Genomic DNA, 24,601 nt, shown 5'->3' on the forward strand with positions numbered 1-24,601 from the left:
CCATACAGCTAGAATGTGGTCAGGCTGGGTAATGTGCTCGAACACATACCCGGCCGATTAATTCGAAAGGATACCGGATTGCGATATCATGCACAATAATAATCACAACGGCGTTGTGATATGAATGCTATTCAGTGCAAATTGGCACGTGTAGCGTTGGGTTGGGGCGTCCGAGATTTGGCGAATGCAGCAGGAGTTTCTACGCAAACGATCAGTCGGTTGGAGAGAGGTGAAAATCTCCGAACGAAAACCGTAGAAGACATCAAGACCAAACTTGAAGAGGCAGGTATCGAGTTCATCCCGGAAAACGGTGGCGGGGTGGGGGTTCGTTTCAGGAATCCTATGCCGTGACGTCGCGCTCATTCGGACGGTCCTCCGCTTATCGGTTGGATCCAGCCAAGCGCACCGGCCGTCTCAAGCACATGCCCGATACTCAGCACGCTGAGGTCCTCGTAGGGTTTTCCGATAATCTGCAATCCCATTGGCAGGCCAGACGAATGAAGGCCGCACGGGATTGTCAGTGCAGGCTGACCGGTCAGATTGAACACGCAGGTATAGCGGGCCAACGCATTGCCAACCAATTCGCCTTCCACGCCTGCGCTCACAGATTGGGTTGAAAGTTCGGGGGCAATCACCGGCGTCGTCGGCGTGATCATAATGTCGATGGACTTGAAGCAGGCCGCAAATTCTTGGCGCTTGAGCTCCATCAGCCGCAAGGACTGCACATAGTGCTCGCCCAGGATGAACTGTCCCTGGACCAGTCCGTTGCGGACATCATCTCCGTAGATGTGCGCATTCTCATCCATCCGCGGCCCGTGCCATGACAGCGCCTCGACAAGCTGGATCGCGAGCGACGCTGGTCGCACATGGGTCATATCAGGGGTCTGGACCTCGACCAGTTCTGCCCCGTGTTCCTGACAGAACAGCAGCGTTTTCTCGACAGCGGATGCGATCTCATCATCCAGATTATCGAAAAAATATCGCCGCGGAATGCCGATGCGCTTGCCGATGAGAAATTCGGTCGACAGCGCCTGCAGACGGCGCTCCAGACGCGTCTCTCCCCTGCCTTTCGTCGCATCGTTCCACCCCGCCAGAACTTGAAGGACCGATGCCGTATCCAGGCAGCTGCGCGCCATGATCCCGGCGTGATCAAGGGTCCAGCAGAATGGGATCATGCCCTTGGTGCTGATCAGACCGTAGGTCGGCTTTAGACCGACAAGACCGCAAAGTGCCGCGGGAACGCGGACAGACCCACCGGTATCGGATCCGAGCGCAAAGACCGCCGAGCCGGTGGCCACGCTGACCGCCGATCCGCTGCTGGACCCACCGGCAAGCCTCGATGGGTCGTGCGGATTGACCGGCGTGCCATAGACTGGATTCTTGCCTGTGATGCCATAACAAAATTCGTGCATGTTTGTCTTGCCGATGAGGACGGCTCCCGCACGCTCAAGGCTCTCGACCGCTTTTGCATCGGTCTTCGGTTGATAATCTGCAAGGGCCCGCGACCCTGCCGTCGTGATCATCGATTTTGTCTCAAAGACGTCCTTGCAGGCATAGGGCACGCCAGCAAGCGGCCCGGCCATCGGCAATTGCTCCTTGCCGTCGTGTGGCAGAGAGCCGGAAATGGTGATGTAGGCATGGTTTGCCGGGTTGGTCCCTGCGGCGTAGTGACGAAGACGTTCCAGGTCAGTGGCCGCGTCCTGCCCATCGTTCAACGCCTTCGAGCGAAAGTCACCAATCGAGCCATAGGGGAAATCAGTCATCCAATGCGTCCGGGTTGCAGAAACGCGGGGGAACGGCGATGTCGCCCAGTGTGTGTTGTGACATGAGCTTCAATGCGGTGAAGTGTTCCTGGGCACCGCTCACCACCCCGCTGCCTTCGTCGGTCAGCAAGGCGGCGAGATAGGGTGTCGACCACTCGCGCGCCGCAAGAGCGATGGCAACACGCTCCAAAAGGTCAACCGTGATAGAGCCAACCATTCATTCACCTCCGCGCTTCAGCGCCTGAACGAGATTGGCGACGACCATCATGATCGCAACCAACAGCACCAGCAGGCTTGCCACGACCAGCACGGCCGGGCTGAGTTGATCGCGGATGCCCGACCACATTTGAAGCGGAACGGTGCGCTGATCGTAGCTTGCCAGAAAAAGCGTCACGACGGCCTCGTCGAAGGATGTCACAAAGGCAAAAAGCGCACCTGAAATAACACCCGGGGCGATGAGCGGCAGTGTCACTCTTGCAAAGGCCCTGAGAGGCGACGCTCCGAGCGTCGCGGCCGCGCGGGACAGTTGCGCGTCGAATGTGGTCAGTGTCCCGCTGACGGTGACGACCACGAATGGCGCTGCCAGAACCACGTGAACGATCACGATCCCTGTCATCGATTGTGTCAGGCCCAAAGGCGCAAAGAACAGGTAGGTGCCGGTCGCCACGATGATGACGGGGATGATGAGCGGTGCGCCAAGCACCGCGGCGACCAGTGTTCGCGCTGAGCCGCCAAGATGGCGCAGTCCAAGTGCCGCTGCCGTTCCAAGAGCGGTGGCAACGGGTGTGACGATGATGGCAATCGTCACACTGTTCTTCAACGCAAGGCGCCATTGCGCACTCTCGGCAACCTCCCGATACCAGCGCAGAGACCAACCGTCCGGCTGCAGCAGCAGCATGCTTCTGGTGAACGAGAAGTAGGGTTCGGGATTGAAGGAAAGCGGAATGACAACCAGTATCGGCAAGATAAGAAACAGGCTGATTGCGCCGACGGCGAAGCCTAGCGAAAGTCTGAGCACATTCATCGCTGCAGCACTCCCCGCTGAGTGACGCGCGAAAGCAGCATCGTCAAGACGACGACAATGACAAGAAGTATGCTGCCAAGCGCTGCCGCCAGTCCCCAGTTCAGGCTTGTCTGAACGTGGAAAGCGATCTGGTTGCTGATCAGCTGGCCGGTACGGCCGCCGACCAGAGCGGGCGTCACGTAGTAGCCAAGCGAAAGAATGAAGACAAGCGCAGCTCCCGCCAGCACGCCCGGCAATGTCATTGGCAGATAGATGCGCAGGAAAACCCGGGCCGGGCCGGCCCCCAGGCTCTTACCAGCGCGGACATATTGCTTCGGTATCCCCTTCATCACAGCATAAAGCGGAAGCACGAAAAACGGCAGCAGCACATGTGTCATCACGATTAGCGTACCGGAGAGATTGTAGATCAGTTCCAGGCGGCTGCGTTCACTGACGATGTTCATCGCCACGAGGATCTCGTTGAGCACGCCCCGCCGTTGTAACAGCACGATCCAGGCCGTCGTGCGCACCAGAAGTGATGTCCAGAAGGGCAGCATGACAATAAAGAACAGAAGCCTTTGCATTCGCGGCCGCGCAGTGGCCAGTGCATAGGCGAACGGATAACCAAGGACGATGCAGACGGCCGTCACCACCGATGCAACAAGGATGGTTCGACCGAAGAGATAGACATAGATGCGACGGCTTTCATCCTGTCGGACAATCGATCCCTGCGGCGTTTGCTGCAGGTCGACGGCGCTGAGAAAATACCGGGCCGTCAATGGCTGGGTCATGCGCTTTAGCAACACCCACGTGTCCGGATCACCCCATCGAGGATCGATTTCCAACAAGGGACGATCGTACTCTGCTATCGCATCAGCCGTCACCTCGATCAGTTGGCGCATTCCCGACCGTTCGCGGTTTAGCCGTAGCGCCAGTTGGCTGACGCGGCCATCGCCGGTCAAGTCGCGCAGATCCCTGCTCAGAGCGTCGAATCCTTCTGGGCCTGGCAGTCCCGTCGACGTCTGCCATTTGGCGAGCGCCTGGCGGGTTTGCCCGAGCAATCCTGCCACCTCTGGATCGTAGACACTCTTCCACAGCATGAACCCGATAGGCGCGAGGAATGTCACGAGTGTAAAGACCAGCAGTGGCAGGACCAGCGTCCACCCCGTTCGATGTGGACCACGCTGTCTCATCGGGCGAGCCAGGACGCATAACGCTCGGAAATCGCCTCACCGTGATCTGTCCACCACTTCGAATTGAATGCCAGCGCGTGTCTGAAGTTGGCTTTGGCCGTGGGAAGGTTTGCCGCCTTTGCTGGATCAATCAGCGCTTCAGCTGAACGACGTACGGGTCCATAGGCGATAAAACCGGTCTGTGCAGCAAGTGGCACTGTGCCCGTGGCGTATCGAACGAAGGCATCGGCTTCCTTTTTCGCATGCGTGCCTTTGACCACGGCATAATAGTCCGCGTTCCAGATCTGCCGGTCCCACAGAATGCGCAGCGGCTTCCCTTCATCCGAGATCGCCCCCTGCACGCGCCCGTTATAAGCGGTCGACATGGCCACCTCGCCATCGACGAGCAACTGGATCATCTGGGCACCGGTTTCCCAAAACACGGCCTGATCCTTGATTGTATCGAGCTTGCGGAAGGCACGGTCGACACCCTCCTCTGACGAGAGCGTGGCGTATACGTCGCCCGGTGCCACACCGTCGGCCATCAACGCCCATTCGAGAAGCGCATTCGGGCGTTTCGGCAGGCCCCGTTTTCCCGGAAAACGCTCTACGTCGAAAAAGTCCTCGATCGTTTGTGGCTTTGCATCCTGGAAGGCCGGTTCGTTCACCGCAATGACGTTTGACCACACTACGGAACCGACTCCGCAAGGTTGAAGCGCCCCGTCGAGAAAGTCATCTTTTGCGGCACGTTTGTCCGCACCCGCCGGAAGTGCATCGATGTCGACTTTCTCGAAAAGCCCGTCAGCGCAGCCCCGGTCGAGATCCTGCATTTCGACATCGACGACATCCCAGCTGACGCTCCCCGAGCGCACCTGCGCAACGAGCTCTGCAAGACCGCCATTATAATCGACCGACTTGATGTCGACGCCAGTCTCCTTACTGAAAGGTTCGTAATGTGCCTGACGCTGACTTGCGGTGTATTGGCCACCGAAGGACGCGATTGTAAGAGCCTCGGCAGCAAAGCTCGATGGAATTCCAAGACCGAGTACACAGAGGCCGGTCGCACGGGCAAGGCGGGAAATGCTCATGTTTGAATCCTTTGTTGTCTATCGTATGGTTGCAGATACTCCTCCCGCAAAGGCGCGGGCATCTTCGGTGCTCCAGCCGAGCAGGATGCTCTCACCGATATCGGGGATGCTTTGCGTTCCGTCATTGGGGATACGGGTTATGACGTCGATGCCGTCATCGAGGCTGGCTCGCAGGCGGTAGCTGTCGCCGTGATAGCTGACCTCGCTCACCACCACGTCGATGGTGTTGGGAAGTTGGCAAAGATCGGCAACCCGGCGCAGGCGCTCCGGCCGGATCATGATGCAGGCATGCGTTTCAGTTGGAGCGATATCAACGGAGAGGGCGCTGACAATGGCACGCCCAGACACCGCAAGCCTCGATGGCGATCCGTGGCTGATGATACGCGCCGGAATCCGGTTGTTCTCGCCGATAAAGCCGGCGACGAAGTCATTGCGTGGTGCATTGTAAAGCGCGGTAGGCGGATCGATCTGCGAAATCTTTCCACCCTCGAACACCGCAACGCGATCCGACAGGGATATTGCTTCACCCTGATCATGCGTGACGTAGATGATCGTCGGCCGCAGCTCGTGGTGCAGACGGGCGATTTCGTCCTGCATCTGCTGGCGCAACTGCTTGTCAAGCGCACCAAGCGGCTCGTCCATCAGCACCAGTTGCGGCTCGAAGATTAGTGCGCGTGCGACCGCTATCCGCTGTTGCTGCCCGCCGGACAGTTGCGCCGGACGTCGCGCGCCAAGCCCCTCCAGTTTCACCAGGTTCAGCGCCCACCCGACACGATCATCGATCTCTCGACGTCCCATTCGGCGCATCTCAAGAGGAAAGGCAAGGTTCTGCGCAACCGTCAAATGCGGAAACAAGGCGTATTGCTGGAACACCATGCCGATGTTGCGCTTATGCGCCGGCTGTCGCGAGACGTCGCGGCCACCAATGATGATGGCGCCATCGCTTGGTTGCTCGAAACCGGCAAGCATCATCAGCAAGCTCGTCTTGCCGGAGCCGGACGGACCAAGGATGGTCAGAAACTCACCGCTACGCACAGACAGGTCGACGCCTTTGACAACCTGCGTCGTTCCATCATAGCTCTTGACGACATTTTGCAACACCACCGCGTGTTCGAACGTGGCGCCGGAAGGCGGGCGGTTTTTGACCGCGGCATTCAGCATGCGGCCACCTCCTGTGGATGAATTGACCCCGCCATCAGGAACGACATGATGCGTGACAGTGTGCGAACGATGTGGTTGCGGCGTACCAGTCCCACAGCGCGCACGTCCTGTGCCTCAAGGGAGATGATGATTTCTGTGATCTCTTCGATTTGCGACAAGCATTCCATCGTCCAGTTCAGATCGGGCAGGATCGTGTAGTAGGCGCGGATTGTCTTGAAATAGAGCGCCTCGGTGACGAGCCGGTATTCCGAATTTCCAGAAAGATCGAGGAGCGCGTTCTGCAGCTGGTGGCTGACAAGGCAAAGCGCCGCCACGTCCGGCTTCGTCAGTAGCGAGCGGCATCCAGATCCAAGAACGGTCAATCTTTCGACAACCGTCTTTACCTCCGCAGCCGGGCTCATATCGCCCAGCAGTTCGGACAGCTTCACGCGCAGCGCGAAAGCATCACGCAGTGCCTTGAGATCGACCGCCGTCACGATCGAGCCGACGTTTGGCTTCGTCTCGACCAACCCCTCCACTTCCAGCATCTGAAGCACACGGCGGATGGGCGTCCGGCTTATACCGAATTCTCGCGTCAGCTCCGCTTCGCTGATGGCGGTTCCGGGCGGGTAACGCAAAAGGCAAATGCGGTCGCGCAAATTGCGATGGAGGTTCGAGAAGCGTGCCCTTGGCGTGTCTTCATCGGATTGACCTGGCGTTGATGTCCTCATCGTATCCTCGTCCTGAAAGTAGGGCAGGAATACATATTATAATATGTACTGTCAAGACGGTGTACCGGGTTGCCAAAGCCGGTATACAGCAATGATTGATGCCAGGTCAGCGTGTATTTCGGCTGTGCACGAACGAATGTATTTTGCGAAAATCCCCGGAATACAGCACAATCTCCGGCTTAAGCAGCGAGGCTGGCACGGGTCGATGCAACCGCCGGACACGGGGTCGATGGCGATGAGGGGGTTTCAATGAAAGAGGTTCGACATGATCTCAACGGCTCGAAACATGATTTCACGCCAACCTATAATAACCGCTGGCCGGATCGCTATCTCAGGGCCCATCGCCAGCTCGACTACATCATTCCGCAGCAGGCCAAGTCCGTTTTCGAACCCCTTATCGAGCGCTGCATGCAGGCAAGGCAAAAGACACGGCTGAAGATCATCGATGTCGGATGTTCCTACGGTATCAATGCCTCGCTGCTGAGCCACCGGATCTCGCTTGACGAGCTCTATGTCGAAGCGGCACCGCGCACCGGCGTCCTGTCGACCCGCGACATCGACAAGCACAGAGCGTACTTTACCGATCGGCCGCGACGTGGCGACCTGTCGATCATCGGTCTCGATCCTTCAAAACGCGCCGTGGAGTACGCCATGCGCGCTGGCTTGATCGAGGCGGCCGTAACCTCGAATCTGGAACATCAGGACATCAGCGATTCCGAAGCAGAACTGATCCGTGACGCCGATCTGATTATCAGCACCGGCTGCATCGGCTACGTGACCGATCGGACATTTCGCCGCCTCTATACCGCAACCGCCGCGTCTCGGCCCTGGGTCGCATCCTTTGTCATGCACCCGTTCACATATAGCGCAATTGCCGAGACGCTGACCGGGTTCGGGCTGGCAACGCAGGAAATGCCGGAGCTGCTTCAGCGCCAGCGTCGGTTTTCGACGCAAAAGGAAAAGCGCGTCATTCTAAACGCGATGAAGATGTTGAAGATGGATGATCGCTTCGAGCGATCGACAAGCTATATCTACGCCTCATTCCATCTCTCGGTTCCAACAGGTATCCCTGTTGGATGAAGTTCGCGTTCGCACGTCCACCCTTCGCCCGGGAGCTATGCCTCGTCATCAGGCTCGAGAAGTTCGGCTGGCCCGACGCCCAGAACCTGCGCCAGTTCAAACAGCGTGACGATCGTCGGATTTCTTTTGCCGCGTTCCAGATCGCTCAGATATTGCTGGCTGAATCCGGCGCTCGTCTCCACCTGTTCCTGGGTGAGACCTTTCTCGCGCCTGATGCGGGCGAAGTTCCTTCCAACAAGTTTACGCATATCCATGAATGATTGGATTGCATGTTCATCCGTCTTGCGTTATCAACTATAGTATGTATTCTCTGCGGGAAAGAGGGTTTGAGCCTCGCTCCGGCCCGATGCATTTCAGCGATTGCACGAGACATTAGCTTCCATGCCTGGACCTACCCCGGATACCGTCGATCCATCACCATCCCAGCCGAAAACCGCAGATGCCGTCATTGTTGGCGGCGGCATTATCGGCGCCTCCATTGCATTGGAGCTGGCGGAGAGGGGGCTTTCCGTGACGCTTTGCGAAAAAGGCGTCATTGCCGGCGAGCAATCCAGCCGCAATTGGGGCTGGGTCCGGCTGTCTCGACGAGATCCCAGGGAAATTGAACTGATGGCGGCCTCCATCCGTCTATGGGAAGGCATGGCCAAGCGCGTCAATTCCGATGTTGGTTATCGCCAGTGTGGCATCGTCGTGCCGTTTTATTCGCGGTCGTTCAAACGCGAAAATGAAGCCTGGCTCGAGCACATCAAGGGCACACAGCATCGGGTGACGGCGCTTGATCACGCCAGTGTTCGCGCGCTTGTCCCAGATATGAACCTTAATCATGATGGCGCGCTCTATTCTACAGCCGACGGACGGGCTGAACCGCAAAAAGCCGCCCCCGCCATTGCACGTGCGGCCAAGGCGATCGGCGCAACAATCCTGACGAACTGCGCGGTGACCGAAATCGAGACCGGTGCCGGATCGGTCTGCGGCGTGGTCACCGAGCAAGGGCGTATCGCTACACAGTGTGTCATCGTCGCCGGTGGCGCATGGTCGCGACTGCTGTTGCGCGGGGCAGGGGTGACGTTACCACAGCTGAAGGTCCTCAATTCCGTCGCTCGAACGCAGCCGGTCGAGGGAGGACCAGATATAACGGTTCGGGGTCCCGGCTTCTCGGTCAGGCGCCGTTCCGATGGCGGCTACACGGTTTCCACATTGGCGTCCAACGTCTACGATCTCACCCCCGACAGCTTTCGCTTTCTGAGGCCGTTCCTGCCAGCGCTGCGCTTGGAGTGGTCAAGCCTGAGGCCCCGCATCGGCAAACGGTTCATTGACGAATGGCGTGACATGCGGCCCGTCAAAGCCGGTGAGGCGTCCGCATTCGAGCGAACCAGAATTCTCGATCCCGCCCCGAATACCAAGATGATTGATCTGGCCATGGCAAGGCTCGCCGAGGCGTTCCCGGTGTTTCAGGGCGCCGAAGTCGCGCAGCGATGGGCCGGTTACATCGACGTCACGCCAGACGCGGTCCCCGTCATATCGTCCATCGACGCGATCAGCGGTCTTGTGGTTGCCACCGGCTTCAGCGGCCACGGTTTTGGATTGGGGCCAGGGGCAGGGCGTCTGGCTGCAGATCTTGTCACGGGTGCACAGCCTGTCGTCGATCCTTTCGCCTTTCGATTCTCTCGGTTTACGGACGGGTCGAGGATCGTTCCACTGACAGGCGTATGAAGGCTATGTCGGCCTATCTGACTTCGCTGAAGTCCGGAAAGCCGTGGCGGCGGGCCTTGGGAAGGCGGTGTCTGCAAGCAGCCAAACGGATCGTCCCGATTGGAAACCGAAGTGCTATGCGTGCGAACTGCATCCGTCAGCTCAGTTTATAGATATCCGCATTGTCGTGGACTTCGCGAAGGCCTTTATAGGCAGCGTGCCGCAATTTGCCGTCGTCTGTCCAGGCGCGGTATTGGATGTCCGCAATCAACGTTGGCTGGGTGAAGACAACACCCTGTTTCTCCACAGTCACGGGCGGGCGCTTCGTCTTCAACGTCTCAAGCATACGCCGTAACTCATTGGCCTCTCGTTCTTTGAAGCCGGTTCCAACAGAGCCGACATACACTAGTGCGGCGTCGCGATAGGCTGCCAACAGCAAGCGACCGATACCACCCAGCGCGGCAGCCGAAGGCTCATATCCAACGATGACAAAGCTTTCGCTCTGGATGCATTTGATCTTGAGCCAGTCGCCAAGTCTCCCCGGGCGATAAGGGCGATCGCGATGCTTGGCGATGATGCCTTCCAGTCCGTACTTGCAAGCCGCCGCCAGAAGCTCTGCGCCATCGGCTTCGACCTCCTGTGAAAGCCGGATCACCCCTTCGCTTTCGCCGATCAGGTCATCCAGAAGGTGACGGCGTCCGGACAACTCCATCTTCGTCAGGTCGTAACCATCGAAATATAACAGGTCGAATGCGTAGAGGATCGCATCGCCCGACGCTTGTCTGCCTCCGCGCCCGCCAAGTGACCGCTGCAGCGCCCCAAAGTCCGAGCGGCCCTCCGCATCGAGCACGACGGCTTCCCCATCGAGAATGGCGGTCCCGACGCCGAGCTTGCGCGCAGCAGCGGCGATTGCCGGAAACCTGTCGGTCCAATCATGGCCGCCGCGGGTGATGATCCGAACCGAGTTCGGCTCGATGTGAACAGCAATACGATAGCCGTCCCATTTGATCTCATAGATCCAGTCCGGTCCCGAGGGCGGTTTTGCTTTCAAGAGCGCCAGGCACGGTTCGATGCGATCGGGCATCGGGTCGAAAGGAAGTTGCGGCTGCGCCGGGTCGCGGGGTTTGCGCGGTCGCGAGCGGATCGGAGCGTCCGTCTCCCGCAAAAGCGGCTGGGATTTTTTGCGCGGCGGCTTTGTCATGGCCAGAGTTCAGCAGCAATTGCTTAAAATCGTGTGACATTGCTGGAAAATGGAAGGGGCACGAACAAGGAGGGGCAGGAGGAGGACGAGGGAGGAAGGAACCTGGTTCGCAAGGACAGTCCGACGGCTGCCGGTTCCCTCAATCGCGTCGGTCGCCGAGACCGGGCCAGCTTGTTTCGCAAGGCAGGTGTGCCTCGCTCCCCCGCAAACCAGGTCTGCTCCGGCGCAATTGCAGCCGCCGGCCCGTCCTGCGGTTCGGGAGATGTCTTCGAAAAGAAGATGAGGAGGCAAGGACAGTCCGTCCGCCCCAAGCTCAAGAGGTCATTCCTATGCAGTTGATTACAGCCGATCCGCGCAGCCTGAAGGACAATCCTGACCGATCCCGCCAGTCGAAATCCTCACCCCAGTCCGACGCGCTGTTGTGCGCATCGATCCGGGCCATCGGCGTCGTGCAGCCACCCATCGTCAAACTCGCCCCGGAAGGCGGCAATAGCTACATCATCGTCTTCGGTCACCGCCGCGCCGCACAGGCGATTGCCGCGGATCTCTCGGAAATCCCGCTGCTGCTGGCTGATCCCTCCGACGATCTCGGCGCCATGCAGTCCTTTGCGGAGAACATCGCCCGCGAACCGTTGAACCCTGTCGACCAATGGCGCGCCATCGAACGGCTGGTGGCTCTTGGATGGACCGAGGAGTCGATCGCCATGGCGCTGGCACTCCCGAGCCGCCAGATCCGCAAGCTGCGGCTTCTGGCCAACATCCTGCCCGCCATGCTCGACCAGATGGCGCGGGGCGATATGCCGAACGAACAGCAGCTGCGCACGATCGCTGCCGCCGGTCAGGATGAGCAGGCCGAGGTCTGGAAGAAGTACAAGCCGAAGAAGCAGGATCCGCAGGTGTCGTGGTGGGAGGTTGCCCGCGCACTGACCACGACCCGGATGCTCGCCAAACATGCAAGTTTCGGCGACGATCTGGCTTTGGCTTACGGCATCACCTGGGTCGAGGACCTGTTTGCACCCGCTGACGAGGACAGCCGCTACACCACGGATGTCGAGGCGTTTCTCGGTGCGCAGCAGGAATGGCTTGCCAACAACCTGCCCAAGCGTGGTTCGGTCATCGAGGCCAATGAATACGGCCAGGCCAAGCTGCCGGCAAAGGCACAACAGGTCTACGGCAAGCCGGGCAAGGGTGACCTGACCGGCTGGTATATCAACGCGCGCGACGGCTCGGTGCAATCGGTTGCCTACCGCATGCCCGAGGTGAAGAAGCCCCGGCTGGTCAAGGATGCCGATGGCGTCGAGACTGTCGTCGAGGAAGTCGAGGCGCCGAAATCGCGTCCCGATGTGACCCAGAAGGGTCTCGACATGATCGGCGACTTGCGCACCGATGCTCTGCACGAGGCGCTTGCCCGCGCGCCGATCGAGGATGACACGCTGATGGCTTTGCTCATTCTCGCCTTCACCGGCATGAATGTCACGGTCGCAAGCGGTGCATCGGACAATCCTTATGGTCATGCGAAATGCGGGCCGCATGCCGCCCGGCTGATCGGCGAAGACGGCAAGCTCTCTTTTGATCGCGAGACGCTGGTGCAAGCTGTGCGCTCGGTGCTGATCGAAGTCCTATCGCTTCGGCGCAATCGATCCGATAGCGGCCTGATCGCCCGTATTGCCGGGGATGCGATCGGGGCTGATCAATTCTTGCCCAATATGGCGACCGAGGAATTCCTCTCGTGCCTGTCGCGCACAGCATTGGAAACCGTCGCGGAAGCGGCCGGTGTTCCAGGCCGCATCAAGGTGAAAGACACCCGCGCCGCCATGGTCGAGCATTTCGCGGATGGTCGCCTGGTCCTGCCGGCGGCCTCGATCGCACCAGATGCCGCCGAGGTTCTGGCCTGGGCGACCCGTTCTGCAGTCGTGGTTTCGGACCCTGAGGGGGAAGACGAGGCCAGAGCCGACGCCGAGGATGAGACGCCTGCTGTGCCGCAAACCGAAGAATTCGACGAGAGCGGTGGTGCCCGCGTCGGCGAATTCCGTGATGCGGCCGAATAGCTGCAGCCGCTGATGCCCCATTCGCCGCCGGCTGGCCGGCGGCATTTTCATTTCCTTCCATGGATAGGAGCAGACAACGTCCGCAACATCTCCCCTTTACGGAAAAACCCGCGACGGTCTTTTCGCCGCTCTGGTCGGCGACGAGGCCTTTGCCATGATCCCAGTTGGCACCGGCCACCACCTCGTCAAGGCCTGGGGCCTTGCCCGTCCAATCGGGGACTGGACGATCGCCGATTTCCATGACGGCAGAGCCGATCCGATCGATGAGACCGGTTTCCGGCGCACAGTCGAGGAACGGGCGACCCATGTCGGGCAACTGACCAATCTCGCACGCCGGACGATTGCCACCCTTGCATCGACACCCTGGGGTCTTTCGCAACACGCCGTGCTGTATGCCGATGGCATCGTTGTCCATAGCACCGCAAGCCATGGCGGCTTCGCGCTTTCCCTGGATCGCAACAGGCTTGTGCCATCGTTGTTGCGTGCCGAAGACGGCTTCTACGAGGAGGACTGCGCCTGGGTGGCGGTGGCAATTGCCTATCCCGACCTGTTCACCGATTTCGAGAGGCGCCACGCCGACGACATCCTGCGTCATGTCTACCCGCAGGCCTGGGAGGACGCACATGGCAAGGTGCTGCAGCCCGGCCAGTCGCGGGCTAAGGACCGCAGCGACTTCGACCGTGACAACGTTGATCGTTGGGTGGTCATTTCAGCTATTCAGTCGCATCATCATCCGGGCTTTGTCGAATGCATCGCCATGCTCGGTGGGAGGCGCTCGAGCGGTGTTCGCGCGCCAGCGGACGAGGAGCGGCGCTACCTTGTCGACGAGGCGTTCTACGATATCGGAGCGTTCGGCTATGTCGTTGATGAGTCCCGTGATCGCCGGTACGGCGGTCCGTCGAGTTTCATTGGCTGGACCGGGCGTTGAGGTGCCGCGTCGAGCCGGAGAGATCGGCCGGGACGTCCGGGTAGCCCATGGGCCGCGGCCGGCGCAGAGGCGAGCCGGCGACCGTCGAGAACGCAGGCTCCGGACGCTGCTGGCCAAAGGCCGGTTTGTCTTCCATCGGTCGGCGCGTGTTTCGGCGGCGATCGAGCGTCGCGGGTGGCGCACGCTTTATGATGGGCCGGTCGAAGGGCCCCGATGGCATGCCTGCGCAAAGGGCTGATTGGTGGACCTCTTGCTGCCTGCTGGTTGTCCGGTGGGCGGTGGAGGTGCCGCGGGCGATCACGAGCGATGCCCTCCGGCGATCGGCAAATTCGTCGAGCAGCTCCCGGCTCGGTCCTCGGGTTTACTGCGGTCTGAACCGGTCGCAACCTGGTCAAAGGCCGCGTTCCGCGCCGCGTGGCGGCAGGACGACGCGCGCTGCGCAAGGCGTGGCCGCGTTTTCTGCAGACCGCCAGCGGTCCGCATCCTCCGCAACCCCACCCTGCTCGATCGCATCGTCCTGACCTTGGGCCAGGCCGCTTGCCCGGTTCGTGTCGACCGCACCCGAGGGACAGTGCCGGAAAGCGGCAGACCCGGGCTTCGCTCAACCACGCACAAGGACACCGATCATGACATCGCTCAACCGCTCCTCGAAATCTCGCCCCGCCGCACAACGCGCCACCACTCTCGAAATGGTCCGCCTCGCGTGCCCGGACGCGCCTCAAGCAAACCGCATCTGCGAAAGCTTCGGCCTGGCCATCGTCGATAGCGACGGTATCCGCGAGCTTCATCGCAGCCAGCTCATCGACAGCGCCGACGCGCTGAAAGAGGGCCTCGCCGAAAAGGCCATGCAGATCCATATGCAGCGCATTGTCGGCTCCTTCGTTGGCTCGGCCTACGGCGCGGGGCAGTTCTACAGCCGGGCGGTCACCGAGGCGCGCGACCTCACCACTAAACTCTCCAACGACGATCGCAACGAGGATCTCGACGGCCCGGTCGGCTTCGATAGCCGCGCCCAGCGCAAGCGCGAGTTTGCCGCGGACATGGGCCTGCAAGCCCACGTCCTGCGCATGGCAGCCGAAGGCGCGGTCTCGGCCTACGAGGACATCACCGGCGAGACCTGGAAGCCCTATGAACGCGCCGGTTCCACGGTAGCGGCGCCGTCGGTCGACCAGAAGGCCGCATCGCTGCAGATGTCGGCCTTCGACTGATCCGAAGGGGCGAAAGCCCCTTCCTCATTTTGCGAAGCCGGCGCGTCTGACGCGCCGGCTTTTCCTGTGTCGGACGTGAGAGGCAACGATCGCGGCTCGTCCCGGTAAGCGGTCTAGCGTCGCCGGGGATGGTCAATCGCAACGGCCATGCCGTCCTCCACTTCGTTTCGGCCCGATCGACAATTTCCCAACATTTGCTCTCGCTCTCAGCGGGTGCGCCGCCTCCGGCCGCCGCTTCTTCGACCGCCGTGACGAACCGCGATCGGCGTGGTCGACGAAGAAGGAGACAGGATCATGGAAAAGAAGATTAAGGAAGTTGAAGGCCGGAACGCAAGCAAGAAAGAACCGCGGGCCGATGTCTATGCGCGCATCACAGACAAAATCATCGCGGCCCTTGAAGAGGGCGTGCGTCCGTGGGTCCAGCCCTGGAACAGCCGCCATCTCGCTGGCCGCGTCTCGCGGCCGTTGCGCCACAATGGCGAACCTTATTCCGGCATCAATGTCTTGCTTTTGTGGTCGGAGGCGACGGCGAGGGGTTATGCTGCATCGACGTGGATGACGTTTCGCCAGGCTCAGGAACTGGGTGCATCTGTGCGAAAGGGCGAGACCGGCTCCATGGTGGTCTATGCCAACCGCATCACCAAGACCGAGACGGATAGCGGCGACCACGACATCAAGCGCGATATCGCTTTCCTCAAGGCCTACACGGTCTTCAATGTCGAACAGATCGACGGTCTCGGTGACCGCTACGCCGATAGCCGGGAGGAGATCGTAGAGCGGCCCGTCGGCCGGATCACTGAGGCCGACGCCTTCTTTGCCTCCACCGGTGCCAACATCCGCCACGGTGGGGCGAAGGCATTTTATGCGCCGGGCCCAGACATGATCCAGATGCCACCCATCGAGACGTTCCGAGACGTCGAAAGTTATTACGCGACGCTTGCGCATGAGAGCATCCATTGGGTGGGCGCTGCCCACCGGCTCGACCGTGATCTGTCACGATATGCCAAAGATCGTAGCGAACGCGCCCGAGAAGAGCTGATCGCCGAATTGGGGGCGGTCTTCCTCGCGGCCGATCTTCACATCGTCCCGGAAATGGAGCCGCGACCTGACCACGCCAGTTACCTCGCCTCCTGGCTTCAGGTGCTTGCCAATGACAAGCGCTTCATCGTGCAGGCGGCAGCGCAAGCGCAGCGCGCGGTGGCCTATCTTCACGAGCTACAGCCAGAGACACGACGGCAGGCGCCCTAGGCCATAATATTGGCTGCGTGGGATTGAGCCACAGTCAGGATGCGGTTCCGATGCAAGCCAAGGACGCTGCCCGTGCTCATCTCCGCCAAGATGTCATCTCTTCTCGCGGACGGAGCTTGTCGCAATCGCATAGATTACGTATTGTAGGTACTTCGATGGAGTGACACCATGAAACAGTACACCTTCTCAGACATGAACCGCGCCTCCGGCGAGATCCTTGAGACAGCGTTGATCGAACCCGTGACCTTGACGAAGCGTGGCAAGGACAAGCTTGTCATTTTGACGGCAGATCAATATCGAAAATTGATCGGCAGTTCCCATACCAAGGCGTATGATCTGCTCGACGCGCCACAGGATGTTCATCAGGAATTGATGACCGGTCTTGACGATATCATGGGTCGAGACGATGCTTGAGCCGGGCAACATCGTCCGATTTTTTTATCTGTGGAGCCGCCAAGCGGCAGTCGGCGAGGAGTCGGGCCGCAAGGCGAGACCAGTCTGCGTCGTTGTGCGCACCGCCGCCATACCAGGCGCCGTATTCCTGTTCCCGATCACGTCGCAATTGCCCGCAACCGACCGTCTTTCGCTTGCCATCACGCAGATGGAGTGCCGACGGGCCGGCTTGGATTTTCCCTGCTGGATCATTCTCGATGAGTATAACCGCGTCGAACTGGATAAGGCATTCGATTTTGAATCGACCAAGTCGCTTGGTAGTTTCAGCCAGGCTTTTTTGAAAACCATTGCTTTGACTGTCAAGCAGGCGTCTACTTCCCGGAAGCTCACAGGTGTCGTGCGCTCTTAGGATTGTCTCCGCCTTGAGACGCAGAGGGGCAGTAGGCCGACGCCACATTGCAATGCGTCTTCGCCTCTTTCAGCCATTGTGTTTCCTTCCAATCTCACGAGCGGCACCCACTGCGGTCTCGATGGGGCATGTCTGACCGGAGACCACCTCACGTTGTTCGGCTCGATCAATCTCCGCAACGGCCGGCTCGTTTTCTTCCCCTGACGGCTACGCCGCCATTCCTCGCGAGACAAGAAAGCCTCGGCCCATGGCCGTCCTCCACTTCGTTGCGGCCTTGTCAGGTGCGGGCCGATCGTCCCCGGTCTGATCGACAGCCATCGAGATCGCGATGGGCGCGGTCCGAGCAACTGGAAAAGGAATACGACAATGGCAACCATCGGCTCTTTCACCGCTTCGGAAAACGGCTTCTCCGGCACCATCAAAACCCTCAACCTCAACGTCAAAGCCAAGATCGTCCGCGTCGAACGCTCCTCCGAAGACGCTCCCGACTTCCGGGTCCTGGCCGGCAATGTCGAGTTCGGCGCCGGATGGCAAAAGCAGGCCCGCGAAACCGAGCGAGACTACATCTCGGTCAAGCTCGATGACCCGAGCTTTCCAGCTCCGATCTACGCCACGCTCACAGAAGTCCAGGGCCAGGAAGGCCTGCAACTCATCTGGTCGCGAAATACCCGCCGCTGAAATTCGCAAAGCCCCGCTCGATCCGAGCGGGGCTTTTGTCATGTCACTTGTTGAGTGCGTCCTTCAGGGCCTTGGCTGGCGTGAACGCCAGCTTTTTCGAAGCGGCGATCTTCATGGCCTCGCCCGTCGCTGGATTGCGGCCCTCGCGCTCGGGCGTATCTTTGATTTTGAACTTTCCAAAGCCCGGCAACGAGGTTTCGTTACCGGCCATCGCTGCATCTGTGATGGCCGCGATCACTGCCTCAACCACCGCCTTGCCCTGAACCTTGGTCAGACCGTGCTCGGTCGCAATCTTGTCAGCAATTTCATTTGTTGTGGTCATGTCAAATTCTCCGCATCGTGATGAATGTCGGAATCAGTGGCAGTCAATCGGGGCGATGTCATTGTGCTGCCGCTGCAAATCGCGGAGAATTTGCGGGGTTTCCACAGCTTGCACGCGGCCGATAGCCTCTTTTGCGTTTTTCAGAAAGCAATTCAAGGAACATTTCGACTGCCTGATCTTCACGCTCGAACATATGAAGCTTATGCTGGCCGCGGCAACCGATGCGGCCCCAGCACCGCAAAAGCGACGCCTGTCCGAATAGGGTCGGCTGAATAGCAAGCGCATAGAAGCGCGCCATGTTCTTCGCGGGATCGATCCGCTCGATATAGAGATGATAGGGCTGGGCAATCATCGACCCAGGATCGTCTTTTTGGAATTCTGCGTCCAATGAGAGTTTTGAATCGGTCGTGTCGGATCGATTCACCACAGTGATATCGATCGAAGGTCACATCATCCGAGAGGGAGGGGTGGCATCTCGCCTTCAGCCACACGCCAGACCCAGGCCTCGACGTCATCCCGCGCCGAAATCATCTCCGAAAGCGTGGCCTCGAAGTCTTCATTGGCGTCTGGGGGTATGATGTAGAGCGCTGCCGGCTTTGGTCGGCGATGCCGCAGCGTCGCCGCTGCAATCGGCTGTGTCGACGCCATGTTGAACCGAAGGCCCTTGACGCTTTTCGAACTGAGCCTCGACAGAGCTTCGATGAGCCGGTGCTCGTAGGCATTTTCGATCGGCAGCCATTGCTCGGTCGCCGACATCAGGGCGATCTCGTCTATCGTGGCGAGGCCGGAATGGGTCATACCAAACGTCGTAATGGCGACAAGATGGAACTGGTCATTGGCCCGCCAGAGTTCCAGCTCGCCGGCGTAACGAGACTGCAGCCGACGCCAGGCGCCCTCCTCCATCATTAGAGGGAAACCGGGCATATGCTTGACGATAATCTTCTGACCGCTGCGGGCTGACGCAAATTCCTTCACCTCACCAATCAGCACCATCAGTTTTCTGGGCCCAGACGACGGTGCTCGGATATCTGCAAGAGCGGAGGCCCGCCGCTGTTCGATGGCAGCCTTCTCGTCCAGACGAAAGTTCTCCGGAATGAGCAGGCGGTCTGACAGCGCCGACCCTTTGACCGTTGTCGTCGCCGCGGCTTCCAGAAGATGGCTGCGCACCTGAAACCAATGGCGCTTGCCGGCCCAATGGGCCGTCCATTCGGTCAATCCACCTTGATGCCATAAGAAATGGAGAAGTGCGCGCAGCGACAGTTTTCTGACCTCATTCTTGACCGGACCTTCACCTTGCGCGGATCCACCCGCAGATTTCTGCGCGCCACGCTTTGAGAGAGAGAAATCCAGTTTGAGTGCCGCCGTTCCGCTCACCTGGTCGAGCTGTATTGCCCCGCCGATCAGCGGCCCAAGACCGGAAAGCTCATAGGGCGGTTCATAGGATTGACACAGCGGATCGTGGTCAGACCCTGTCAGGGGCATCCGTTTGATGAAATACTGCTCGCTGATGCGTGCGATATACATCTCCACGCCTTTCTCACAGCACAGGCAGACAGGTCTTTGCCGGATCCGGTATGCCTCTGTCAGGGCCGCACCGAAGGCCGGATCCTCCTCTGCCAAAACGGCGTGACCTATTCGGTAGCGTCTGCTCATCGCACCCGTGCCTTCAAGCGATCTCTCGTTTGACGCGCCTCTGCAAGAGGGTGCCACACGAGAGAATACCCCTGTCTGCTGAGATCTGCGAGTATGGCAAAAGGCCAATGCCGCCTCAAGGTCACGCGGCCCCTCCAATTTTGCCTGCGCTTTGCTCCGACAAAATCGGTTCCTCCTCGTGCCGGCTCCGCCGGTCGCTGACGCGAACCTTGACCCGTCATCGTCCTTCCGCCGCGTCGGTTCCATCTTTCACAAACGTCAAGGAGACGAAGATGACGATCGAACAGCACATCGAAGAACTGCGCGCTGAGCTTCGCAACGCAGTCGACCGAAAAGAGCGTCAGCAGATTGTGGCGGAACTGGCCGCTGCCGTCGCCGAGCTCGACGCCCTGCTGGAGAAAATGGTCCCTGACTAAGGACCAGATTCCCGTCGCGGCTGCGATTTCCGCGCCGGATCGACCGGCGCCGATATCGTGGGTCGCCCTCAATACTCATTCTCCGTCAGATAATAATCTAGGGCTGCCTTAACGACAGCCGTCATTTTGAGATCATTCTCAGAGGCTGCCCGCTGTAACCGGGCTTTCAGCTCATAGTCGAGCGCGATGTTGATGAAGAATTTCACATTGCGCTGCTTGGAACGCTTCAGATTTTTAAGACTGTAACGCACGTCCTCCTGCGCTATGGCACGCGCCTCGGCCGTCTCCCGTCGCTGTTTTTCACTCGGTTTTGGCAACATCGTACCGCCCACTTTCTCCGTGGACGGCGGCGTGGGGGGCGTCAACGCGACAGCGACCTCTTCCGTCTGGCGCTCGGCTTTGCGCGGTGCGATTGATAGGTCAGAAAGCCCAAGCCCCGCCTTGTTCACGCTGCGCCCTCACTTCGTGCGGAGGCTCTATGGTCCTCGATCTCGTTGACGAGGGTGTGAACCTCAATTCTCGCCTTGCGCACCGGATCCGTCAGTTCCTGCATCTGCAAGGTGCCGAGACCGTTTTGAATTTCACGGTAGATGTTGCGTTCAAAAAGCTCGGTATTGAGCAGGCGCGTCCGGTAATCTCCCTCTACCAGTCCGGCGACAAAAGGGCGGATATAGCGATATGCTTCCAGATTGCGCCCAGGTATGGAAATACGAGTGCGGACGTTGATATGATCAATGGAGAGCCCGAACCGGTCATTGATCTCGTTCACCGCCGCAACTGCCTGACCGGCCGCCTCAAGTTCTTTAATCGCCGGCTGGATGGGAGAAATCACCAATTCAGCGGAGCGGATAATGGTGGTCTGCAGCGAACTGTCCACCCCCGGTGCGTCGATGATCACAAGATCGAAACCCTGCCCAAGATTGTCGATTGCCTGCTCAATGGATCTCTGCGTCGAAGCGACGGTAACCTCGATATTCCCCGGCACGTTGTCCTTTTCCGCGCACAGACGCCACCATCCTGAAAGGTTCTGACGGTTGTCCGCGTCGATCAGCAGAACGCGTTCCCCTCGAAGGGCGTATTCACCGCCGATTAGGGTCACTAGCGTCGTTTTGCCAGCGCCACCTTTGTTGCTCACCGCCGCATAGGTTCGGGTCATGGAATCATTCCGCATCTACTCCGGTGTAGCCATTGTGCTGCAAACACGGGTGTAGGCGCAAGAAAAAAATGAATACAACGTGTTCATCCACAATTCCCGCTTCTTGAGTTTGTATGATCCATCCCCACAGTGTGGAATATATTCCACTCTGCTCAAATCCACCTTCCTATCGAGTTGTCGGAATATGGCGAGTAATCCTATGGACAAGGAATAAAGCCTATAAAACAGTTGCTTTACGCATGTGTTGTGTATGGCTGTAGTGTACCTTTGTCGTGTATTCGACCAAAGGGTCACTGAGAGGCGGCGGGACAGTTTGAGTTTGAGAACGAAAGGATGCGACACCAGACATGGGTCAGGTCTGGCTTGGAGACTTGAAAAAACGTTACCGATAAGGTAATTGTATTTTGGCAGGATACGCAAATTTGTGATACAAATTTGCTGACGATCGACGGACGAGCCGTCGATGAGGCCTGCGGCCGAATTCAAGGAAGGTCTGATGAGCGCGTTTGCAAGTCACGATCAACGGGGAAAGCGTAGAGACAAGGTCGTCCACGCGCGTTTCAGCACGACCGAAATCGAGCGGATCGAGCATGCCGCCAAAGCTGCCGGGATGACCGTTTCGGGGTTCTTGCGCTCTCTCACGTTGGAGGAAGCAGGGGTTCGTCCGTTCTTCACAGACGCGGACAGGGCGGTTCTTTCCTTGCTTCTTGGCGACGTCAGGGCTGTTGGTGTCAACCTGAATCAGTTGTCGCGAGCACGCAACAGAGGAGAGGCGGGTCAGTCCCAAGAAGAGAAAAAGGTGATCAATGATGTTCAACGCGTCGTCGCCATTGTGCTGTTTGAACTGCAGGCCTTCGCCGAGCGTGGCGCTCGTAGGGGCGTCGGGAGAGTGTGATGGAGATTTTCCTTGGCGCGTTCACGTCTGAATGGGAGCAACGCAAGGCAGCTTTCCTCCACGATCTGACACTCGGACGCCGACCGTCGCCAGAAGACGATGAACGCCGCCGCAGGGGAGGGGCTGTGGCGCCGGCAGGGTCTGCCGGAATGGCAAAGTCGTCGGGCTTTCGATTTCGGAAGGGTGGGGAGGGTCGTACGGGAGCCGTTCAGCGGCGCGCCGATCGGCCCATGCGCGCACGCTTTGCCGGTCTTGCCTCCGGTAGCCAGCCGGCGGTCGTCAAAATGGCATCGTTTGCCGGCGGGTCGAGACTAGGTGCGATGATCAATTATGTCTCCCGCAATGGCGACGTTGTCGTCGAGAACGAGCGTGGCGATCAGCTTCGTGGCCGTGATGAACTCTCCGCCGTCGGCGACGAATGGGATCACCTGATGAAGAACCGCGCCGAGAGCCGGGACGTCGGCCTGTTCAAGATCGCGGTGGCCGATGTCGGACGCGCTGATGACGCGCTGATGGACCGAGCCCGTGAGATTGTGAAACATGGCTTGGGGGACCGCGCCTTCGCGTTTGCGGTCACGGCCCGCGCGGATGGAGGCGGGTTCGACGTTGACGGCGTGACGGTGCTTAGAAGTACCCACGGTGAGCGATTGACGGCGGACGACAAGGCTTCGGTGATCGTACAGAGGCGCCTGGAGAGCGCCGGTGCGAATGCAGCCTTTCGATTTACCGGCTACGGCAACGGCACGGAGTACGGCACAGGCCATGTGCGATCGATGGTGGCATCACATAAGGGCGAGGTGCAGGACGAACGGGGACGCGTGATCTCAGATGCGAAGCAAGCTGGCGATCTCGTTCAGCTCGAATGGCGGGACCAGCTTCACAGTCGAAAGCCGCGCGATGTCATGCATCTGATCCTCTCGGCGCGCGCGGGCACCGACACAGCTGCGTTTCAGAATGCGGCGCGGGATTTCCTGGCTGAGCAATTCGCAGGCCATCGCTACGTCTTCTCGCTCCACGATGCAGGCAGCGATCCGAAGCCGGAGGCGGACGGGGGCAAGCGTCCCCACGTTCATGTCCACGCCATCGTCGCGATGCGATCGGATGCCGGCGACCGGGTCGAGACAACCATTGCCGCTTTTCGCCAGTGGAGGCTTGGCATGGCCGAGAAGGCGCGGGCACATGGCATCAACATGGAGATGACCGATCGCCGCGATCGGGCTAGCGCGCCTGCCTATTCGAAGAACCAGGTGCGCCCAGTGAACACAATCGGTCGCACACAGCATGAGGGAACAACCGTTGTCGCTGAGCGGCGGTTGCATGCCAAAAGAGACGATATATCCAGTCCTTCGACAACGAGCCGCAGTCAGGGTTATATGGATACAGCGCAGGGAGAGTGGCGGGAAAGATTGCGATCCCAAGAGTTTGAGTCTCAACGGGTCTTCATCAGATCACAGATCATTCGGCTGGATAAAGTTAGAACCAGCGCAGGAAGCCGCGAGAAAGCTCATCAAGAAAGCGGAAATTCCAGCTCGCATTTTCGAACACATTTGGTAAAGTTGGCGGAGCTTGTTTCTGAGGGTGACGATATGCGCCACATGACGCGACCGGAATTCGAAGCATATGAAAAGCGGGTCGAGACTGCGTTGTTCCAGGCAGAGAAAACCATGCCGCCCGAGGAGCGCAAGGATTTCGAGGAGATTGCGCAAGCGGCACGCGAGCATGTCAATGTCCGCCGCGAGATCGTCGAGCTGCTCGAGGTCCGCGGGACGTCCGAGGTTTCGGACCAACGGTCCTCGGAACGGAATGGCGATACCCAGCAGGATGATAAACAACGCTGGAGCGATGCCGTCGAGAGACACGGATTCGTGGCGGCCGATGCAGCAAACAAGACGCTTCTCGATATCGAGAAAACACGCGAAGCAATTGAGCGAAAGGCGTCAGAAAAGCCTGACGAAGTTCCTGCTTTAAAGAAGGAGCTGGACATACAAATCACCAGGGCCGCGGAGCTCGGTGCATCGGGGAACGGCATCATTCGCGAGGTGGCCGAAATCGATGACGATCTGAAAACCGCGCTTCAATCACTGGAACGCGATCGGTTAAGGCGTGAGAGTGAAAAGTCGTCTACGAGGGCGCAATCCGACGAAGTTGCCAACGTCGATCGCGCTACGCCTAGAAGTGAGCAAACACCGAGCCGGTCTGATGAACGTGATGTCCACGGACAGGAAGGGCCGAAGGAAACTGCATCGCGACAAGAAAGCGGTGATACGACCAAGAGTGATCCCGCGAAACAGCATGTTCCTCGCGTGGAAGAAATTCAACGCGAGACAAAAGAGCGGAACGAACGCGACCAGGATGAGCGCGAGCGATAGGAGGAAAA

27 protein-coding genes are annotated in these 24,601 nt (G+C 59.3%); 13 read left to right on the forward strand and 14 right to left on the reverse strand.

The genetic code is table 11. The features are described 5' to 3' along the window. Positions 1-120: 120 nt before the first annotated feature. Entirely contained in the window at positions 121-351 is a 231-nt protein-coding gene (locus tag C8J36_RS22790) for a helix-turn-helix transcriptional regulator (protein WP_132537588.1), read from the forward strand. 8 nt (positions 352-359) lie between these two features. On the opposite strand, the gene C8J36_RS22795 is transcribed toward C8J36_RS22790, so the two are convergent. From C8J36_RS22795 to C8J36_RS22825, 7 genes are all read right to left on the reverse strand, one after another. Then, positions 360-1,763, reverse strand: a complete 1,404-nt coding sequence (locus tag C8J36_RS22795) for an amidase (protein ID WP_132537589.1) — start codon at positions 1,761-1,763, stop codon at positions 360-362. Next, entirely contained in the window at positions 1,756-1,980 is a 225-nt protein-coding gene (locus tag C8J36_RS22800) for a hypothetical protein (protein WP_132537590.1), read from the reverse strand. The genes C8J36_RS22795 and C8J36_RS22800 overlap by 8 nt, the downstream gene beginning before the upstream one ends. After that, positions 1,981-2,787 (reverse strand): ABC transporter permease, encoded by an 807-nt coding sequence (locus C8J36_RS22805; RefSeq protein ID WP_132537591.1) that lies wholly within the window; start codon positions 2,785-2,787, stop codon positions 1,981-1,983. After that, entirely contained in the window at positions 2,784-3,893 is a 1,110-nt protein-coding gene (locus C8J36_RS22810) for an ABC transporter permease (RefSeq protein WP_245506709.1), read from the reverse strand. The genes C8J36_RS22805 and C8J36_RS22810 overlap by 4 nt, the downstream gene beginning before the upstream one ends. Before the next feature lie 62 nt (positions 3,894-3,955). Continuing rightward, positions 3,956-5,026, reverse strand: a complete 1,071-nt coding sequence (locus C8J36_RS22815) for an ABC transporter substrate-binding protein (protein ID WP_132537593.1) — start codon at positions 5,024-5,026, stop codon at positions 3,956-3,958. Between the two features lie 18 nt (positions 5,027-5,044). Beyond that, entirely contained in the window at positions 5,045-6,187 is a 1,143-nt protein-coding gene (locus C8J36_RS22820; protein ID WP_132537594.1) for an ABC transporter ATP-binding protein, read from the reverse strand. Further along, complete coding sequence (locus C8J36_RS22825; RefSeq protein WP_245506710.1) at positions 6,181-6,897, reverse strand: GntR family transcriptional regulator; 717 nt, start codon at positions 6,895-6,897, stop codon at positions 6,181-6,183. The genes C8J36_RS22820 and C8J36_RS22825 overlap by 7 nt, the downstream gene beginning before the upstream one ends. Positions 6,898-7,146: 249 nt before the next feature. Between C8J36_RS22825 and C8J36_RS22830 the strand changes: the two genes are divergently transcribed. Next, positions 7,147-7,977: a class I SAM-dependent methyltransferase gene (locus C8J36_RS22830; RefSeq protein ID WP_132537595.1), complete on the forward strand. Its 831-nt coding sequence runs from the start codon at positions 7,147-7,149 to the stop codon at positions 7,975-7,977. Between the two features lie 35 nt (positions 7,978-8,012). Here C8J36_RS22830 and C8J36_RS22835 read toward each other — a convergent pair whose 3' ends face one another. Then, complete coding sequence (locus C8J36_RS22835; protein ID WP_062593779.1) at positions 8,013-8,231, reverse strand: helix-turn-helix transcriptional regulator; 219 nt, start codon at positions 8,229-8,231, stop codon at positions 8,013-8,015. 127 nt (positions 8,232-8,358) lie between these two features. Between C8J36_RS22835 and C8J36_RS22840 the strand changes: the two genes are divergently transcribed. Further along, positions 8,359-9,690 carry an FAD-binding oxidoreductase gene (locus C8J36_RS22840; protein WP_132537596.1) on the forward strand — a complete coding sequence of 444 codons (1,332 nt, stop codon included), beginning with the start codon at positions 8,359-8,361 and terminating at the stop codon, positions 9,688-9,690. A gap of 136 nt (positions 9,691-9,826) precedes the next feature. Here C8J36_RS22840 and ligD read toward each other — a convergent pair whose 3' ends face one another. Beyond that, positions 9,827-10,870 (reverse strand): non-homologous end-joining DNA ligase, encoded by a 1,044-nt coding sequence (gene ligD, locus C8J36_RS22845; RefSeq protein ID WP_132537597.1) that lies wholly within the window; start codon positions 10,868-10,870, stop codon positions 9,827-9,829. A gap of 329 nt (positions 10,871-11,199) precedes the next feature. Here ligD and C8J36_RS22850 point away from each other — a divergent pair, with 329 nt between their 5' ends. The 7 genes from C8J36_RS22850 to C8J36_RS22880 all read left to right on the forward strand — a co-directional run bounded on the left by C8J36_RS22850 (position 11,200) and on the right by C8J36_RS22880 (position 17,782). Continuing rightward, positions 11,200-12,918, forward strand: a complete 1,719-nt coding sequence (locus C8J36_RS22850) for a ParB/RepB/Spo0J family partition protein (protein WP_245506711.1) — start codon at positions 11,200-11,202, stop codon at positions 12,916-12,918. Between the two features lie 154 nt (positions 12,919-13,072). After that, on the forward strand, positions 13,073-13,846 hold the full coding sequence (locus C8J36_RS22855; RefSeq protein WP_207897606.1) for a hypothetical protein: 774 nt from the start codon (positions 13,073-13,075) through the stop codon (positions 13,844-13,846). 626 nt (positions 13,847-14,472) lie between these two features. Next, on the forward strand, positions 14,473-15,054 hold the full coding sequence (locus C8J36_RS22860) for a hypothetical protein (protein ID WP_132537598.1): 582 nt from the start codon (positions 14,473-14,475) through the stop codon (positions 15,052-15,054). Between the two features lie 294 nt (positions 15,055-15,348). Continuing rightward, the gene (locus C8J36_RS22865; RefSeq protein WP_132537599.1) at positions 15,349-16,302 is read left to right on the forward strand and encodes a zincin-like metallopeptidase domain-containing protein; all 954 of its coding nucleotides are present in this window, start codon (positions 15,349-15,351) and stop codon (positions 16,300-16,302) included. 168 nt (positions 16,303-16,470) lie between these two features. Next, entirely contained in the window at positions 16,471-16,716 is a 246-nt protein-coding gene (locus C8J36_RS22870) for a type II toxin-antitoxin system Phd/YefM family antitoxin (RefSeq protein ID WP_132537600.1), read from the forward strand. Beyond that, complete coding sequence (locus tag C8J36_RS22875; RefSeq protein ID WP_132537601.1) at positions 16,709-17,104, forward strand: hypothetical protein; 396 nt, start codon at positions 16,709-16,711, stop codon at positions 17,102-17,104. The genes C8J36_RS22870 and C8J36_RS22875 overlap by 8 nt, the downstream gene beginning before the upstream one ends. A gap of 366 nt (positions 17,105-17,470) precedes the next feature. Next, positions 17,471-17,782, forward strand: a complete 312-nt coding sequence (locus tag C8J36_RS22880) for a DUF736 domain-containing protein (protein WP_105385273.1) — start codon at positions 17,471-17,473, stop codon at positions 17,780-17,782. Positions 17,783-17,825: 43 nt separating this feature from the next. Here C8J36_RS22880 and C8J36_RS22885 read toward each other — a convergent pair whose 3' ends face one another. The 3 genes from C8J36_RS22885 to C8J36_RS22895 are packed head-to-tail and all read right to left on the reverse strand — an operon-like array spanning position 17,826 to position 19,757. Next, positions 17,826-18,104 (reverse strand): HU family DNA-binding protein, encoded by a 279-nt coding sequence (locus tag C8J36_RS22885; RefSeq protein ID WP_132537602.1) that lies wholly within the window; start codon positions 18,102-18,104, stop codon positions 17,826-17,828. A gap of 58 nt (positions 18,105-18,162) precedes the next feature. Beyond that, a complete protein-coding gene (locus C8J36_RS22890) occupies positions 18,163-18,528 on the reverse strand; it encodes a WGR domain-containing protein (protein WP_245506714.1) in 366 nt (121 codons plus the stop codon). A 26-nt stretch (positions 18,529-18,554) separates the two neighbouring features. After that, positions 18,555-19,757: a DUF1173 domain-containing protein gene (locus tag C8J36_RS22895; RefSeq protein WP_132537603.1), complete on the reverse strand. Its 1,203-nt coding sequence runs from the start codon at positions 19,755-19,757 to the stop codon at positions 18,555-18,557. Positions 19,758-20,029: 272 nt separating this feature from the next. On the opposite strand from C8J36_RS22895, the gene C8J36_RS25075 reads away from it, so the two are divergent. After that, positions 20,030-20,173: a hypothetical protein gene (locus tag C8J36_RS25075; protein WP_165915146.1), complete on the forward strand. Its 144-nt coding sequence runs from the start codon at positions 20,030-20,032 to the stop codon at positions 20,171-20,173. A gap of 68 nt (positions 20,174-20,241) precedes the next feature. Here C8J36_RS25075 and C8J36_RS25490 read toward each other — a convergent pair whose 3' ends face one another. Beyond that, positions 20,242-20,622: a hypothetical protein gene (locus C8J36_RS25490; RefSeq protein ID WP_245506712.1), complete on the reverse strand. Its 381-nt coding sequence runs from the start codon at positions 20,620-20,622 to the stop codon at positions 20,242-20,244. Continuing rightward, positions 20,619-21,329 (reverse strand): ParA family protein, encoded by a 711-nt coding sequence (locus C8J36_RS22905; protein ID WP_062593757.1) that lies wholly within the window; start codon positions 21,327-21,329, stop codon positions 20,619-20,621. Before C8J36_RS22905 ends, C8J36_RS25490 begins: the two co-directional genes overlap by 4 nt. Before the next feature lie 496 nt (positions 21,330-21,825). Here C8J36_RS22905 and C8J36_RS22910 point away from each other — a divergent pair, with 496 nt between their 5' ends. Together C8J36_RS22910 and C8J36_RS22915 are read left to right on the forward strand one after the other, a co-directional pair. Then, a complete protein-coding gene (locus C8J36_RS22910) occupies positions 21,826-22,224 on the forward strand; it encodes a plasmid mobilization relaxosome protein MobC (RefSeq protein ID WP_132537604.1) in 399 nt (132 codons plus the stop codon). Beyond that, positions 22,224-24,593: a conjugal transfer protein TraA gene (locus C8J36_RS22915; RefSeq protein ID WP_132537605.1), complete on the forward strand. Its 2,370-nt coding sequence runs from the start codon at positions 22,224-22,226 to the stop codon at positions 24,591-24,593. Before C8J36_RS22910 ends, C8J36_RS22915 begins: the two co-directional genes overlap by 1 nt. Positions 24,594-24,601 lie beyond the last annotated feature (8 nt).

Origin of the sequence: Rhizobium sp. PP-F2F-G48, assembly GCF_004342335.1 — a bacterium.
In the GTDB taxonomy this organism is placed as follows: domain Bacteria; phylum Pseudomonadota; class Alphaproteobacteria; order Rhizobiales; family Rhizobiaceae; genus Ferranicluibacter.